Raw genomic sequence first — 15,860 nt, forward strand, 5'->3', positions numbered from 1 at the left:
GCGGGGGCACACGGGGTGGTAGCCCGCACGAGCGACGGGAACGGCTCTTTCGCCAAGTGGCGGGCCGTCAGCGGCGGGCGCGCCAGTCCCCGCTCCCGATCAGCTTGCCCCGCGTCCGCAGCCGGGCCGCGACGGCGGGTGCGGCCAGGTACACCCAGGCGCGTACGGTCCGGCCGTCCGCGGCGGTCACCTCCCGCTGCACCCGCTCGTACAGGCTGCGCGGATCACCCGGCACGTACTCCTCGAGGCGGTCCAGGACGGTGAGCAGCCGGTCGTACGCCTCGGGGCGCGCGGTGACGATCTCGCCGGTGACCGTGCCGCCGTCCTCGTCCGCCACCGCGTAGGGGTAGCCGGGCCCTTCGTACAGCACCGCGCCGCGCAGCAGGCCCGGTTCCTCGGAGCCGGTGCGGCCGCGCAGGAAGAGGGCGTGGTTGTGCTCCCCCGGGCGCAGCGTCCCGTAGACGAAGAACGGCAGTCTCACAGAACCGATTCTTCCCCCTCACACATCTCCCCGGCGGCTCCATGGACATGACATGCCCTGAACCCTTGAATCGGAGGGACGCCAGGGGGTTCCCCGCCCCTGCCCTCCCCACGCGCCCCCGGGCGCCTTCCCTAGGAGACCGATGAGCCGGATACGGCCTGCCCGAGGTTCCCGTCTCACCGCGGCCGGCACCGCCGCGACCGCCGCCGCCCTGCTGGCCGCCGCGCTCGCCCCGGCCCCCGCCGCCGGCGCGGCCGCCAGACCCAGCCGGTCCACCGTGATCCGCGACGCCGCGGCGGTGCTGGTGCGCGAGGCCGCCCGCCTGGGCCTGACGCCGGCGCAGGGCACGAGCGTACGAGACGTCGTCGTGGACCCGGACGGCAGCCGGCATGTGCGCTATGACCGGACGTACCGTCAGCTGCCCGTCGTCGGCGGCGATTTCGTGCTCCACCTGGCGCCCGACGGGTCCTACCGCAGCGCCGACCGGGCCACCGGGCGCGACATCTCCCTGTCGACCATCACTCCGGCCGTGAAGGCCCCCAAGGCCGCCGACCTCGCCACCGCCGCGCTGCGCGCCGCGAACGCCGGGGAGTTGCTCAAGCACCTGACCGCCAGGCCGCAGCTCGTCGTCGACGCGCTGCACGGCGCGCCCCGGCTGGCCTGGCGCACCGAGGTCACCGGGCAGGACACGCTCGGCAACCCGGTCGCGCGCACGGTCGTCACGGACGCCGGCACCGGGCGGCAGATCGACGCCTGGGACAGCATCGAGACGGCCACCGGTGACGGCAAGTCCCTCTACAGCGGGACGGTTCCGCTTCAGACGACGCAGTCCGGGTCGGCGTACCAGCTCAAGGACCCCACGCGGGGCGACACGTACACGGGCGACGCCGAGAACAAGACCGACCTGTGCTTCCTCACCACCATCTGCGTCAGCCGCGCTCCCGCCACCCTCTTCGACGACTCCGACAACCACTGGGGTTCGGGCACGGTGTCGGACCGCTCATCAGCGGCGGTGGACGCGCAGTACGGCACCGACGTGACCTGGGACTACTACAAGAACGTGCACGGCCGCAGCGGCATCGCGGGCGACGGCAAGGGCTCCTACAACCGCGTCCACTACGGCACGAACTACAACAACGCCTTCTGGGACGACAACTGCTTCTGCATGACGTACGGCGACGGTGACGGCACGACGCTCGGGCCGCTGGTGGCGCTGGACGTGGCCGGGCACGAGATGACGCACGGCGTGACGTCGAAGACGGCGGCGCTGGCGTACTCCGGGGAGTCGGGCGGCCTGAACGAGGCCACGTCGGACATCTTCGGGACGCTGGTGGAGTGGTACGCGAACAACGCCTCCGATCCGGGCGACTACCTCATCGGCGAGAAGATCGTCCGGTCGGGCTTCGGCAAGTCGGCGCTGCGCTACATGGACAAGCCGTCCAAGGACGGCAACTCGGCGGACTGCTGGAGCAGTTCGGTGGGCAAACTGGACGTGCACTACTCGTCCGGCGTCGCGAACCACTTCGCGTACCTGCTCGCGGAGGGCAGCGGCGCCAAGACCCTCAACGACGTCGGCTACGACTCCCCCACCTGCAACGGCTCCACGGTGACGGGCATCGGCCGGGAAAAGCTCGGCAAGATCTGGTACCGGGCGCTCACGGTCTACATGACGTCCTCCACGAACTACGCGGGCGCCCGCACGGCGACGCTGAACGCGGCGAAGGACCTGTACGGGGCGGGGAGCACGGAGTACAACGCGGTGGCGGCGGCCTGGAGCGCCGTGAACGTCGGCTGAGGAAATGCCGTGGCGGACCGGGTGCCGCCCTGCCTACGCTGCGGCACCCGACCGCCTACCCCCGCCTGGAGACCGATGCCCGCCGTGAAGATGCACGCCGACGAACTGGACGTGGACACCGCGCTGGTGCGCCGGCTGGTCGCCGAGCAGTTCCCTCGGTGGGCCGGGCTGCCGGTCACCGAGGTGCCGTCCGCCGGGACGGACAACGCCATGTACCGCTTGGGCGACGACATGGTCGTACGGTTGCCCCGGCGGCCCGGCGGGGCGCGGCAGGTGGACAAGGAGCAGCGCTGGCTGCCGCTGCTGGCCCCGCATCTGCCGCTGACCGTCCCGGTGCCGCTCGGCAGGGGCGCCCCGGCCGCCGGGTACGCGCAGCCGTGGTCGGTGCTGCGCTGGCTGGACGGCGGGAACGCCTACGACGACCCGATCACCGAACTCGACGCGGCGGCCGTGGAACTGGGCCGTTTCGTGGCGGCACTGAGGCGGGTCGACGCGAGCGGCGGTCCGGCGTCCTGGCGGGGCGGCCCGGTGGCGGCGAACGACGCGTACGTCCGCGCGGCCATCCGCGACCTGGGCGCGGACGGCACGGTGGACGCCGCCGCGGCGACGGCGCTGTGGGAGGAGGTCGTCCGGCTCCCGCAGTGGGAGGGCGATCCGGTCTGGCTGCACGGGGACCTGCTGCCGGGGAACCTGCTCACGACCGCGGGCCGGCTGACCGCGGTGATCGACTTCGGCGGCCTGGGCGTGGGCGACCCGGCGGCCGACACCCTGGCCGCGTGGGCGGTCTTCACCTCCGGCACCCGCGACCTGTTCCGCGAGGCGGCCGCCGTGGACGACGCGACCTGGGCCCGGGGCCGGGGCTGGGCCCTGTGCTTCGGCCTGATGGCGGAGCATTACTACCGGGAGACCAATCCGGTCCTGGCGGCGGTGGGGCACCGGGCGGTGGCCGAGGCTCTGGCGGACCGGGGTTTCCCGGCGGCACGGCGGACGGGATCCGGCGCCTGACGACCGGTCACCCGTTCACCACCCCTGTCCGCCACCCCCGTTCACCCTCGGGTGTTCTTCCCTCACTCACCACCCCTGCGGCGTTGACCTGCCCAAACGCCGCCGCTCACACCTTCGCCGGGCACCCGTTCACCGTATTCCTGACACACGGTCAGCGAGCGGCCGCGGCCCGCTTCCCTTTTCCTCGACAGTGCGGGGACACGACCGACACAGCGGCACGCCGGTGAGGCCGCGGGCCGTGTCCCGCCCGAGGAGCACCACGATGCGACGTATGGCCCGTTCGCTGACCGGCACCGCGCTCGCCCTCGCCGCCGCGGGGCTCGCCGCCGCACCCGCGTACGGCGGTGAGACCGGGAGGCTGGAGGTCTTCCCCTCCATGGCCGCGCCCGGGAACGTGGTCACCGTCAACACGGCGGCGTGCGGCGCGGACGGCTCCGCGGCGGGCGACGCCACCGCTGTCGGCGGCGGCACGTTCACGCTCGCGCCCAGCACGCACGAGCAGGACGTGATCGGCCGGTTCCGGGTGCCGCCCAGCGCGCAGCCGGGGACGTACGAGATCGTCGCCACGTGCTCCGGAGGCCGGCGGGCCAGGGTGACCGGCGACCTGACGGTCACCCTCAGCGCGGCCAAGGACCAGACGCGTCCGCGAGGAAGCGTGAAGACGGGGGTCGGCGGTGCGCTCGGCCCCGACCCCGTGCGGACCGCGGCCGGTGTGACGGCACTCGCCGTCGCCGCCGCGGGCGGTACCTGGCTCCTGCATCGCCGAATGAGAGGCGACGGGATCTGACGGACATCTCCGCTGTCCGTCGCCGGTACCGCCGTCCCCATCCCCCTCCGGGTCCGACTGCCCCTCGCGGCCCGGAGGGGGTCCGGGACCAGGGCCTGTCTTTCGGCTCAGGTCGGCCGCAAGAAGCAGTCCCTCTCAGCCCAGCCGAGCGGGGCGTGGTGCGTGCAGCTGCAAGGCGGAGGAGGGAGTCGACGCGATGGGGGTCCCCCCGCGCGAGCGTGTTCGAGCGTGGGGGAGTCGGCGACCGACGACAACGCCGCAGATGTGCGTGCCACGCCCCGCGACGCCGAGCTGATCCGAAAGACAGGCCCTGGCCCCGCCGGAAGGAGCTTCTGTGCACAAGGTCGGAAACGCCGCGATAGCGTCCGTCACGGCGGTCTCCCTCTGCTCCGGCGCCTGGCTGCTGCACGGCGCGTACAAGAGCGACGCTCCTCCTCAGCCCTCGGCCGCGCAGGGCGCCCTGGACCCGGACCGCGAGGGCTCCGCCGCGCCCGCGCTGCCGCCCTCCCCGCCCGACCGCATCCGCATACCCTCGATCCACGTGGACGCCCCGCTGATGGGCCTGAGGCTGACCAGTGCGGGCAGCCTGGACGTCCCGCCCGCCGACGACAAGAACCTCGCCGGCTGGTACGAGGCCGGCACCATGCCCGGCGAGACCGGCACCGCGATCGTCGCGGGGCACGTCGACAACACCCGGGGCCCGGCGGTCTTCTACGACCTGGGCGCCCTGAGCAAGGGCAGCACGATCGAGATCGGCCGCCGCGACGGCTCGACCGCCGTGTTCACCGTGGACGCGGTCGAGGTCTACGACGCGCGGCACTTCCCCGACGACAAGGTGTACGGCGCGGCGGGGCGCCCGGAGCTACGGGTGATCACCTGCGGCGGCGGCTACTCGAAGGCGACGGGCTACCAAGGCAACGTGGTCGTCTTCGCCCACCTGACGGGCAGCCGCTGATCCGCCCGGGACACCTGCGGCACCTACCGCTCGATCAGGCCAGCCACTGCTCGTACGCCAGGTCCGCGACCAGGGCGAACACCACCGTCAGCAGCACGATCCGCACGAACCCGCTGCCCCGCTTCAGCGCCGTCCGCGCCCCGATCATGCCGCCCGCCAGGTTGAAGCCGGCCATCAGCACCGCCAGCTGCCAGAACACCGTGCCCTTCCAGGCGAACGTGGCGAGCGCGCCCGCGTTGGTGCAGCAGTTGACGATCTTCGCGGTGGCGGAGGCGGTCACCAGGTCCAGGTGCAGCACCGCGGTGAGCGCCAGGACGAGGAAGGTGCCCGTGCCGGGGCCGATGAGGCCGTCATAGAAGCCGATGCCGAGGCCCGCGAGCCCGATCGCGGCGAGCACCCGGCGTGCGGAGACCGGCCCGGTGAAGGGGGCGGTGCCGAAGGCGGGGCGCAGGATCACGAAGGCGCCGACGCCGAGCAGCACCACCATGACGACCGGCTTGAGGACGTCGGTGCTGAGCCCGGCGGCCACGAACGCCCCGGCCGTGGACCCGGCGAGCGCCGCGATCCCGATCCGTACGGCCGTCCCCACGTCGACCGGTGTCCGGCGCGCGTACGTCACGGCCGCCCCCGTCGTCCCGACGATCGCGACGGCCTTGTTGGTGCCGAGCGCGTACGTCGCCGGGGTGCCGCCGGGCAGCCCCAGCAGCAGTACGGGAAGCAGCAGCAGCCCGCCGCCTCCGACCACGGCGTCGATCCAGCCGGCTGCGAGCGCGGCGAGGCACAGGGCGGCGACCATGGTCAGCGAGATGTCGGGCATGATCGCGACCCTAGGGACGGGGTCGGTGGCCCGTCCATCCATATGAGGGTCTTCTGAGGTTGCACGGGGGTCTTCGGAGGTTGCCGACGGCCCCGCCGCCGGGCCTGTGAGCGGCCCGGCGGACAGAGGGAGGGGTCCTCGGCGCCGTCCTCAGGCGGCCCGTACCTCGTACGCCGCCACCCGGACCGTCTCGTCGTCCAGGCACTGGCCGGTCTCCAGGTCGAAGCGCTGCTTGAGCAGCGGCGAGGCGACGAAGGGGCGGCCCTGGTGGGTACCGGTCAGCCCCCGGGAGAGGACCGCGGCGCCGCCGAAGGGGTCCCGGTTGTCGATGCCGTACAGCCGGCCCGAGCGGTCCCGGAAGAGCGCCACCTGGCGACCGTCCGGCAGCAGTGCCGCCACGCCACGGCCCGGGATCAGCGTGCTCATGTCGCAGACCGGGAACCAGGTGTCCTCATCGATCCGGAGCTCGATCTTCAGGTCGGTGGTCTCGAGTGCCAGGGTCATCGCTGGGCGCTTCCTTCCAGGGGTCGCGTGCCGATGGTGAGCAGCGGCAGGTCGGGCTTGATCTGGTCGCGCTCGGGGACGAAGCCGACGACCGGGTCGGGGGTGTCCGGCGCGTTGACGAAGGACACGAACCGGGCCAGCTTCTCGGGGTCGTTGATGGTCTCGGCCCACTCGTCGCGGTAGTTCGCGACGTGCGCGGCCATCAGGGCCTCCAGCTCGTCGCAGATGCCGAGCGAGTCGTGGACGACCACGTCGCGCACGTGGTCCAGGCCGCCGGGGATCCGCTCCAGCCACACCGAGGTGCGCTCCAGACGGTCGGCGGTGCGGATGTAGAACATCAGGAACCGGTCGATGAGGCGGACCAGCTCCGCGTCGGACAGGTCCTGGGCGAGGAGGTCCGCGTGGCGCGGGGTGGCGCCGCCGTTGCCGCCGACGTAGAGGTTCCAGCCGTTGGCGGTGGCGATCACGCCGAAGTCCTTCGACTGGGCCTCGGCGCACTCGCGGGCGCAGCCGGAGACGGCCGACTTCAGCTTGTGCGGGGAGCGCAGGCCCCGGTAGCGCAGCTCCAGGTCGATCGCCATGCGGACGGAGTCCTGGACGCCGTAGCGGCACCACGTGGAGCCCACGCAGGACTTCACCGTGCGCAGCGCCTTGCCGTAGGCGTGGCCGGACTCGAAGCCGGCGTCCACCAGCCGGGCCCAGATCAGCGGGAGCTGCTCGACGCGCGCACCGAACAGGTCGATCCGCTGACCGCCGGTGATCTTCGTGTAGAGGCCGAAGTCCCGGGCGATCTCGCCGATCACGATCAGCTTCTCCGGGGTGATCTCACCGCCGGGGATGCGCGGCACGACCGAGTAGGAGCCGTTCTTCTGCAGGTTGGCCAGGAAGTGGTCGTTGCTGTCCTGCAGCGCGGCCTGCTCCCCGTCCAGGACGTAGCCGCTCGCGCCGATCGTCGGGGCGAGGGAGGCGATGATCGAGGCGACGGCGGGCTTGCAGACCTCGCAGCCGTCGCCGCCCCGGGCCTCCTCGCGACCGTAGCGGTCGAGCAGGTCCTGGTAGGAGTTGATGCGCAGGGCGAGGACGATCTCGTACAGCTCCTCGCGGGTCTGCGAGAAGCAGCCGCACAGGCCCTTGTCGACCTCGACGCCGCTCGCCTCGAGTTCGGCGTCGACCAGCTGGCCCAGCACCTTGACACAACTGCCGCACGTCGTTCCGGCCTTGGTGCACTTCTTCACCTCGGGCACGGTGGTGCACTTGTGCTCGGTGACCGCGCCGCGGATCGTGCCCTTGGTGACGTTGTTGCAGGAGCAGATGATCGCGTCGTCCGGCAGCGCGGTCGGGCCGAGCTGGGCGGACTCCCCGGCACCTGCGGGCAGCACCAGCGACTCGGGCGAGACGGGCGGGACCGAACCGGTGAAGGCCTTCAGCGTGCCGTACGCCTCCGCGTCGCCGACCAGGATGCCGCCGAGCAGCGTGCCGTCGCGGCCGATGACCAGCTTCTTGTACAGACCCGAGCGGGAGTCGGAGTAGACGACGTCGAGGCAGTCCTCGGTGGTGCCGTGCGCGTCGCCGAAGGAGGCCACGTCCACGCCGAGCAGCTTCAGCTTGGTGGACAGGTCGGCGCCGGTGAACTCCGCCTCGTCGGCGGCGATCGTCGCGGCGGCCGTCTCGGCCTGCTCGTAACCGGGCGCGACCAGGCCGTACACCCGGCCGTCGGCGGCCAGCGCGCACTCGCCGATCGCGAACACGTGCGGGTCGGTGACCGTACGGCACTGCTCGTCGACCGTGATGCCGCCGCGCTCGCCGACCGTGAGGCCGCAGTCGCGGGCGAGCTGGTCGCGGGGGCGGACACCGGCCGAGAACACCACCATGTCGGTGGAGAGTTCGGAGCCGTCGGAGAGCCTCATACCGGTGACGGAGCCGTCCTCACCGACGACGATCTCCTGGGTGCCCGTGCCGGTGTGCACGGTCAGGCCCATGTCCTCGATGGTGCGCAGCAGCGCGGCACCGCCGCCCTCGTCGACCTGCACGGGCATCAGGCGCGGCGCGAACTCCACGATGTGCGTGTTCAGTCCGAGGCCCTTGAGCGCGCCGGCCGCTTCCAGACCGAGCAGGCCGCCGCCGACCACCGCGCCCGTCGTCGCCTTCGTCTTCGCGTACTCCTCGATGGCGAGAAGGTCCTCGATGGTGCGGTAGACGAAACAGCCCTCGGCGTCCTTGCCGGGGACCGGCGGGACGAAGGGGTAGGAGCCGGTGGCGAGGACGAGGGTGTCGTAGGCGACCGTCAGCCCGGAGCGGGCGGTGACCGTCTTCGCCTCCCGGTCGATGGTCTCGGCCGGGTCGCCGATGTGCAGCTCGATGCCGTGCGTGGCGATGAACTCCATGTCGGTCATGGACAGCTCGTCGGGCGTGGTGCCCGAGAAGTACGAGGTGAGCTGGACGCGGTCGTAGGCGGGGCGGGGCTCCTCGCACAGCACGACCACCCGGTGCGTGTCGGTCAGGCCGCGCTCGGCGAGCGCTTCGAGGAAGCGCTGGCCGACCATGCCATGGCCGACGAGCACGATCGTGGGGGTGGTGTCCGTGGACATCAGGAGCCTCCATCGTTGGTGAGCAGGTGGAGCAGCGGGGCACCGTCCGTGGGGAGCGGCTCTGCTCCCTCCCAGGCGCGGGCGAGCGCGCCGACGGTGCCGAGTTCGCCGACGAGTACGCCGCCGACCAGGCGGTCGTCGCGGACGACGACCTTCCTGTAGGTGCCGCGGGTGGCGTCGGTGAGCTGAACGACGTCGTCGCCGGGGCGGGGTTCGGTCTCGCCGAAGGCGGCGAGGTCGAGGAAGTCGTGCCCGGCGAGGGTGAGCCGGGTCAGGGAGCGGGTGCCGGTGTAGCGGGAGTCCGGGTCTCCGGCCAGCGACTCCGCCAGCGCCTCGGCCTGTTCGAGAGCCGGGGTGGCGAGCCCGTACACCGTGCCGTCGTGCTGCGCGCAGTCGCCGATGGCCCGGATGTGCGGGTCGGAGGTGCGCAGTTCGTCGTCGACGAGGATGCCCTTGTGGACGGCGAGGCCCGCGTCCTGGGCGAGGCCCACCCGGGGGTGGACGCCGCAGGCGAGGACGACGAGGTCGGTGTCGAGGGCGTAGCCGTCGGCCATCTCCACGGTGCGGACGGCGCCGCCGAGGGTGCGCACGCCGCGCACCCGGGTCTCGGTGTGGACCTCGACGCCGAGGTCGGTGAGGTGGCGGCGCACCAGCTTCGAGGCCGAGGGGTCGAGCTGGCGTTCCATCAGGCGCTCGGCCTGCTGGGCCAGGACGACCTGGGCGCCGCGGGCGGCGAGGGCGCGGGCGGCGGAGACGCCGAGGAGCCCGCCGCCGATGACGACGGCGCGCACACCCGGGCGGACGGCCTTGGCGAGGCCCAGGCAGTCGTCCATGGTGCGGAACGCGTGGACGCCCTCGGGCAGCTCGGGCCGGTCGGGGGTGAGCAGGCCGCGCAGGGGCGGCAGGACGGGGTTCGAACCGGTGGCGAGGACGAGCGTGTCGTATGCGATCACCGAGCCGTCCGAGCAGTGGATCTCGCGGGCCGCCCGGTCGATCCGGGTGACCCGGGCACGGACGAGGCGCTCGGGGGCCTGGAGGGAGATCACCTCGTGCGCGTAGCGGCCGGCCAGCACGTCGGCGAGCAGCACACGGTTGTACGGGGGGTGCTCCTCCTCGCCGACGACCAGGGCGGGCACACCGAGCTCGCCGAGCCGCCGGGCGAGACGGACGCCCGCGAGCCCGGCGCCGATCACCACCACACGCGTATTCGAGGTCATGTGTCGAGCGTGCGGTGCCGACGTTACCCGGCCGCATCACGACTGTTTCCCACGAGGAACGCTGCCCTCAGCGGGGGCGGGGGGTGGGTGTGAGGGTTCCGGGGGCGGGGCGGGGGCGCGGTGTGAGGCGGAAGCAGAGGAGCGGGGGCGGTGTGGCCGAAGGCGCCGCGCAGGCAGTCGTCGAGGGCGGCCGGGCAGCCGCCGAGCAGCCGCCCGGCCCGTGAACGTCTCGCGTGAATGTGCCGCACCTGCGGTCGCGCCTCATGCAGCCGCTGCCCGGCGCACAGCCCGGCCACGATGCCTGCGCCGGGCGACGGGCGCCGGGCGCCGGGCGCCGGGCGACGGGCGCCGGGTGCCGGGCGACGGGCGCCGGGCGACGGGTGCCGAGCGCCGAGCGCCGAGCGCGCAGGATGCCCCCACGACCGTTGTCAGAGCCGACTGGCAGAGTGTTCGACATGGAGCAGGAGCACCAGCAGCGCACGTCAGTTCGCCTCGTCGTCGTGGATCCGGAACTGGACGCTCAATGCGACCGGGTGGAGCAGCGCTTGCTGGTTCCTCTGGCCGGGGCTCCCCGTGAGGGGTGTGATCACGCGCTGTTCGCGGACGGACTCGCAGCCTTCCGGCGCGTCCGGGCGACGCTGGCCGAAGCGGTGGCGCGCGGACCGCGGGTGTGGACGCCGAACGGCCGCTGGGAGCACGAGGGTCTGCGCGTCGTCCAGCTGCCCGCCGAGGAGACGGACCTGTTGTACGCACTGCTGCGTGAGCTGTCCGGGGCCCTGGTCGCATCGCCGCAGCCGTCGGGCGGCGTCGCCGCGTTCCTCGGCGAGGTCTCGTCGAACGGAGAGTCCGCGGCCGGCCTGGTCGGGGCGTTGGCGCGGGTGCTGTCGATGGTGGACCTCGCGCCCGACGCCGACACCGAGGTCCTCTTCACAGCGCTGAAGGCACCCGGCAGCGAGGATGTGCGGCTCTCCTACGCCCAGGAGGAGGCGTGGCAGCGGCTCGCCCACCGCGTGACCATGCTGCTGACCGAGTCCGCTCCCCTGCACCGTTTCCTGTACTGACACGAGAGGGCGGCACCCCCCGCACAGGGGTGCCGCCCTCTCTCGGTGCTCCGGAACCGCTGCCGAGTCGGTGAGGGTCGGGGTGACCGGCAGCTGTTCCGGCGTTCGGTGAAGGTCCGTTTGAAGACCTACCGGTGGTCGCTTCCCTGCGACTGCGACGCCGCGCGGCCGGCCTCCAGGCGGGCCACGGGGATGCGGAACGGGGAGCAGGAGACGTAGTCCAGGCCCACCTCGTGGAAGAAGTGCACCGACTCCGGGTCACCGCCGTGCTCGCCGCACACGCCGAGCTTGAGGTCGGGGCGGGTCGCGCGGCCCGCCTTCGCGGCGTCGCGGACCAGCTTGCCCACGCCGTCCTTGTCGATCGTCTCGAACGGGGAGACGCCGAAGATGCCCTTCTCCAGGTATGCCGTGAAGAAGCTCGCCTCCACGTCGTCCCGGCTGAAGCCCCACACCGTCTGCGTGAGGTCGTTGGTGCCGAAGGAGAAGAACTCGGCGGCCTCCGCGATCTGACCCGCCGTCAGCGCGGCGCGCGGCAGCTCGATCATCGTGCCGATCGCGAGGTTCAGCTCCGTGCCCGTCGCCGACTCGACCTCCGCGATGACCTTGTCGGCCTCGTCGCGGACGATCTCCAGCTCCTGGACCGTGCCGACGAGCGGGATCATGACCTCGGCGCGCGGGTCGCCCTTGGCCGCCTTGCGCTCGGCCGCCGCCTCCGCGATCGCCCGGACCTGCATGGTGAACAGGCCGGGGATGACCAGGCCGAGGCGCACGCCGCGCAGGCCGAGCATCGGGTTCTGCTCGTGCAGCCGGTGCACGGCCTGGAGCAGGCGCAGCTCGTTCTCGTGCGGCTCCTGGCGGGACTCGGCGAGGGCCACGCGGACCGACAGCTCGGTGATGTCCGGCAGGAACTCGTGCAGCGGCGGGTCCAGCAGGCGGATCGTGACCGGGAGGCCGTCCATCGCCTCGAACAGTTCCACGAAGTCCTGCTTCTGCAGCGGCAGGAGCTGCTTGAGCGACTCCTCGCGCTCCGTCTCCGTGTCCGCCAGGATCAGGCGTTCCACCAGCTCACGCCGGTCGCCGAGGAACATGTGCTCGGTGCGGCACAGGCCGATGCCCTGGGCGCCGAAGCGGCGTGCGCGCAGCGCGTCCTCGGCGTTGTCGGCGTTGGCGCGGACGCGCAGGCGGCGCTTGCGGTCCGCGAAGGCCATGATCCGGTGGACCGCCTCGACCAGTTCGTCGGCGTCGTCGGCGCCCGCGTGCATCCGGCCCTCGAAGTACTCGACGACCGGGGACGGCACGACCGGGACCTCGCCCAGGTACACCTTGCCGCTCGAGCCGTCGATGGAGATCAGGTCGCCCTCCTCGACGACCTGCCCGCCCGGCACGGTCATCCGGCGGCGCTTGGTGTCGACCTCGAGCTCCTCCGCGCCGCACACACAGGTCTTGCCCATGCCGCGCGCGACGACGGCCGCGTGGGAGGTCTTGCCACCGCGCGAGGTCAGGATGCCCTCGGCCGCGATCATGCCGTCCAGGTCGTCGGGGTTGGTCTCGCGGCGGACCAGGATGACCTTCTCGCCGGAGCGGGACCACTTCACCGCGGTGTACGAGTCGAAGACCGCCTTGCCGACCGCCGCGCCCGGCGAGGCCGCGATGCCGCGTGCGACCTGCTGGACCTTCGCCTTCTCGTCGAACCGGGGGAACATCAGCTGCGCGAGCTGCGCGCCCGTCACCCGCTGCAGCGCCTCGGCCTCGTCGATCAGGCCCTGGTCCACCAGCTGGGTCGCGATGCGGAAGGCCGCGGCCGCCGTGCGCTTGCCGACGCGGGTCTGCAGCATCCACAGCTTGCCGCGCTCGATGGTGAACTCGATGTCGCAGAGATCCTTGTAGTGGTTCTCCAGCGTCTCCATGATCTGCAGCAGCTGGTCGTACGACTTCTTGTCGATGTTCTCCAGCTCCGCGAGCGGGACGGTGTTGCGGATGCCCGCGACCACGTCCTCGCCCTGCGCGTTCTGCAGGTAGTCGCCGTAGACGCCCTGGTGGCCGGAGGCGGGGTCCCGGGTGAAGGCGACGCCCGTGCCGGAGTCGGGGCCGAGGTTGCCGAAGACCATCGAGCAGACGTTGACCGCGGTGCCGAGGTCGTGCGGGATGCGCTCCTGGCGGCGGTAGAGCTTGGCGCGGTCGCCGTTCCAGGAGTCGAAGACCGCCTTGATGGCGAGGTCCATCTGCTCACGCGGGTCCTGAGGGAAGTCCCGCCCGGCCTCGGTCTTGACGATCTTCTTGAACTTGGTGACCAGCTTCTTCAGGTCGGCCGCGTCGAGCTGGGTGTCGTCGGCGACCTTCTTGGCCTCCTTGGCCGCCTCCAGCGCGTCCTCGAAGAGCTCGCCGTCGACACCGAGGACGGTCTTGCCGAACATCTGGATGAGCCGGCGGTAGGAGTCCCACGCGAAGCGGTCGTCGCCGGCCTGCTTGGCCAGGCCCTGCACGGACTTGTCGGAGAGCCCGATGTTCAGGACGGTGTCCATCATGCCCGGCATCGAGAACTTGGCCCCGGAACGGACGGAGACGAGCAGGGGGTTGTCGGGCTGGCCGAGCTTCTTGCCCATCTTCTTCTCGAGGGCCTCGAGGTGCGCACTCACCTCGTCACGCAGTGCCGGGGGTTCCTCGCCGCTGTCCAGGTAGACCTTGCAGGCCTCGGTGGTGATCGTGAAGCCCGGAGGGACCGGCAGGCCCAGGTTGGTCATCTCGGCGAGGTTCGCGCCCTTGCCGCCGAGAAGGTCCTTGAGGTCCTTGTTGCCTTCGGTGAAGTCGTAAACGAACTTCATGCCCTCGACGCCGTTCTCTGTTACGTGGCGATCTTTGTTTTCCGACACGGTCTCGACTCCTCGAGGACGCGGTGGCTGCCCTGACGGCGAGGAACATACCCAGATCAAAGGCGTCTGGGTACGTCCACTTGTCCGTCATGTGCCCGTAACCACTCGTCCGCCACCGGATCGAAAGTCAAGGCTTGGCAAGTGGCGACCGGGCGATGTTTTCACTTGTTGAAGGCATCAACGCCCGTAGACGGGGTTTGATGCTCACATGAGCAGGTCTCGACACTTCTGATTTTCGATCGATGAACGATCAAGGGGTGACACTCAGTGCCACCCCTTGAGGAAGTGCAACCGCCCAAGATCCGCTCATCTGAGCGCAACCCCTATCAGGGGTGGCGAGAATCACGCTAACCGAGGTCGCCCGATTTCACCATGCGGACGCCGATCCGGACCGAAATGCAACTGTCACGCACACGACAAGAACGAGGGAGGGATCTCCGGGGTACGGGCGGGGGCTTCAGACACCCAGTGCCTTCAGCCGCTCCTCCACCCGCTCCGGTGCGTACAGGTGCTCGACGACCAACGCGCCTGCACCGACCAGCCCCGCCCGCTCCCCGAGCCGCGAGACCACCACGTCCAGGTGCGCGGTGGAGCGGGGCAGCGCCCGCTGGTACAGCAGTTCCCGTACGCCCGTCAGGAACGGCGTCCCGGCCAGGTCGCCCGCGATCATCAGCACCCCCGGGTTCAGCAGGGTCACCACGGTCGCCAGCACCTCCCCGACCCTCCGCCCGGCCTCCCGCGCGAGCGCGACGGCCTCCGGGTGCCCCGCGGCCAGCAGGTCCCGCACGTCCGAGCCGGAGGCGGCAGGCACCCCCGCCCGATCCAGCCGGCGCGCCACGGCACCGCCGCTCGCGACGGCGGCCAGGCAGCCGTAGGACCCGCAGCGGCACAGCGCGTCGGCGCCCTCGGGGACCCGGATGTGCCCGATGTCGCCGGCGCCCCCGTCGACGCCGCGGTAGATCCGGCCGCCCATGACCACGCCCGCGCCGATGCCGGTGGAGACCTTGACCAGCACGAACGCCCGGCAGTCCCGGTGTGCGGTGCGCTGTTCGCCGTACGCCATCAGGTTCGCGTCGTTGTCGACCAGGACGGGGACGTCGGCGGCGCCCCTCGCGTGCTCGGTGAAGGCGCGAGCGAGACGCCCGGTTATGTCGTAGCCGTCCCAGCCCGGCATGATCGGCGGCTGCACGACCCGGCCGGTGTCGCTGTCGACGGGCCCCGGTACCGCGAGGCCGATCCCGCAGACCTCGTGCGCCTGGCGGCCCGCCTTGTCGAGGAGTCCGGCGAACCAGCGGCCCAGTTCACCGAGGACGGCGTCCGGGCCCTCCTCCAGGAGCAGGACGCCGGTGTGCTCGGCCAGGATCTCACCGGCCAGGGTGAGGACGGCCGCGCGGGCGTGCCGGGTGTCGAGGTCGGCGGCGAGCACCACGGCATGGGCGTCGTCGAACTCGAGCGTGATCGAGGGGCGTCCGCCCAGCGGCGAGTCGACCGGTCCGCCCGCGCCCTCCCGCAGCCACCCTGCCCGGAACAGCCGGTCCAGGCGCTGGCCGACCGTGGCCCGGGACAGACCGGTGGCCTGCTGCAGGGCACCCCGGGTCGTGGCGCGGCCACTGCGCACCAGTTCGAGCAGATCTCCGGCGCCGGCCGACGCGCCCGGCTTCCCGGCTCTTCCGCTCATGCGCACCCCCTTGCGTTCACCGACCTTGCCTTACATATTGAGTTTTGCGTGTTAAATAGACGTAACCCTACGGTAGCCACTGCCGAACCGCGCCGAACCGCT

The 15,860-nt window shown here is 71.9% G+C and carries 12 protein-coding genes; 5 read left to right on the forward strand and 7 right to left on the reverse strand.

Annotation, left to right across the window (positions count from 1 at the left end):
• Window positions 1-67: 67 nt before the first annotated feature.
• Window positions 68-481 carry a gamma-glutamylcyclotransferase family protein gene (locus ACIRC0_RS15405; protein WP_403616175.1) on the reverse strand — a complete coding sequence of 138 codons (414 nt, stop codon included), beginning with the start codon at window positions 479-481 and terminating at the stop codon, window positions 68-70.
• A 142-nt stretch (window positions 482-623) separates the two neighbouring features.
• On the opposite strand from ACIRC0_RS15405, the gene ACIRC0_RS15410 reads away from it, so the two are divergent.
• From ACIRC0_RS15410 to ACIRC0_RS15425, 4 genes are all read left to right on the forward strand, one after another.
• Entirely contained in the window at window positions 624-2,276 is a 1,653-nt protein-coding gene (locus tag ACIRC0_RS15410; protein WP_403616177.1) for a M4 family metallopeptidase, read from the forward strand.
• Window positions 2,277-2,351: 75 nt separating this feature from the next.
• Entirely contained in the window at window positions 2,352-3,281 is a 930-nt protein-coding gene (locus ACIRC0_RS15415; protein ID WP_403616180.1) for an aminoglycoside phosphotransferase family protein, read from the forward strand.
• A gap of 262 nt (window positions 3,282-3,543) precedes the next feature.
• Window positions 3,544-4,068: a hypothetical protein gene (locus ACIRC0_RS15420; protein ID WP_403616183.1), complete on the forward strand. Its 525-nt coding sequence runs from the start codon at window positions 3,544-3,546 to the stop codon at window positions 4,066-4,068.
• Between the two features lie 334 nt (window positions 4,069-4,402).
• Complete coding sequence (locus tag ACIRC0_RS15425) at window positions 4,403-5,023, forward strand: class F sortase (protein ID WP_403616186.1); 621 nt, start codon at window positions 4,403-4,405, stop codon at window positions 5,021-5,023.
• Between the two features lie 34 nt (window positions 5,024-5,057).
• Here ACIRC0_RS15425 and ACIRC0_RS15430 read toward each other — a convergent pair whose 3' ends face one another.
• The 4 genes from ACIRC0_RS15430 to ACIRC0_RS15445 form a co-directional block, all read right to left on the reverse strand.
• Window positions 5,058-5,840, reverse strand: a complete 783-nt coding sequence (locus tag ACIRC0_RS15430) for a sulfite exporter TauE/SafE family protein (protein WP_403616189.1) — start codon at window positions 5,838-5,840, stop codon at window positions 5,058-5,060.
• 150 nt (window positions 5,841-5,990) lie between these two features.
• Window positions 5,991-6,344: a nitrite reductase small subunit NirD gene (gene nirD, locus ACIRC0_RS15435; RefSeq protein ID WP_403616192.1), complete on the reverse strand. Its 354-nt coding sequence runs from the start codon at window positions 6,342-6,344 to the stop codon at window positions 5,991-5,993.
• Window positions 6,341-8,932: a nitrite reductase large subunit NirB gene (gene nirB / locus ACIRC0_RS15440; RefSeq protein ID WP_403616194.1), complete on the reverse strand. Its 2,592-nt coding sequence runs from the start codon at window positions 8,930-8,932 to the stop codon at window positions 6,341-6,343. The genes nirD and nirB overlap by 4 nt, the downstream gene beginning before the upstream one ends.
• Window positions 8,932-10,149: an NAD(P)/FAD-dependent oxidoreductase gene (locus ACIRC0_RS15445; protein WP_403616196.1), complete on the reverse strand. Its 1,218-nt coding sequence runs from the start codon at window positions 10,147-10,149 to the stop codon at window positions 8,932-8,934. The genes nirB and ACIRC0_RS15445 overlap by 1 nt, the downstream gene beginning before the upstream one ends.
• A 455-nt stretch (window positions 10,150-10,604) precedes the next feature.
• On the opposite strand from ACIRC0_RS15445, the gene ACIRC0_RS15450 reads away from it, so the two are divergent.
• Window positions 10,605-11,210, forward strand: coding sequence for a hypothetical protein (locus ACIRC0_RS15450; RefSeq protein ID WP_403616198.1), 606 nt, complete (start codon window positions 10,605-10,607; stop codon window positions 11,208-11,210).
• A gap of 128 nt (window positions 11,211-11,338) precedes the next feature.
• Here ACIRC0_RS15450 and ppdK read toward each other — a convergent pair whose 3' ends face one another.
• On the reverse strand, window positions 11,339-14,032 hold the full coding sequence (gene ppdK / locus ACIRC0_RS15455) for a pyruvate, phosphate dikinase (protein WP_403616200.1): 2,694 nt from the start codon (window positions 14,030-14,032) through the stop codon (window positions 11,339-11,341).
• Between the two features lie 505 nt (window positions 14,033-14,537).
• Complete coding sequence (locus ACIRC0_RS15460; RefSeq protein ID WP_403616202.1) at window positions 14,538-15,758, reverse strand: ROK family protein; 1,221 nt, start codon at window positions 15,756-15,758, stop codon at window positions 14,538-14,540.
• Between the last annotated feature and the right edge of the window lie 102 nt (window positions 15,759-15,860).

Source organism: Streptomyces sp. NPDC093984 (genome assembly GCF_044764595.1).
GTDB classification, from domain to species: Bacteria; Actinomycetota; Actinomycetes; order Streptomycetales; family Streptomycetaceae; genus Streptomyces; species Streptomyces cynarae.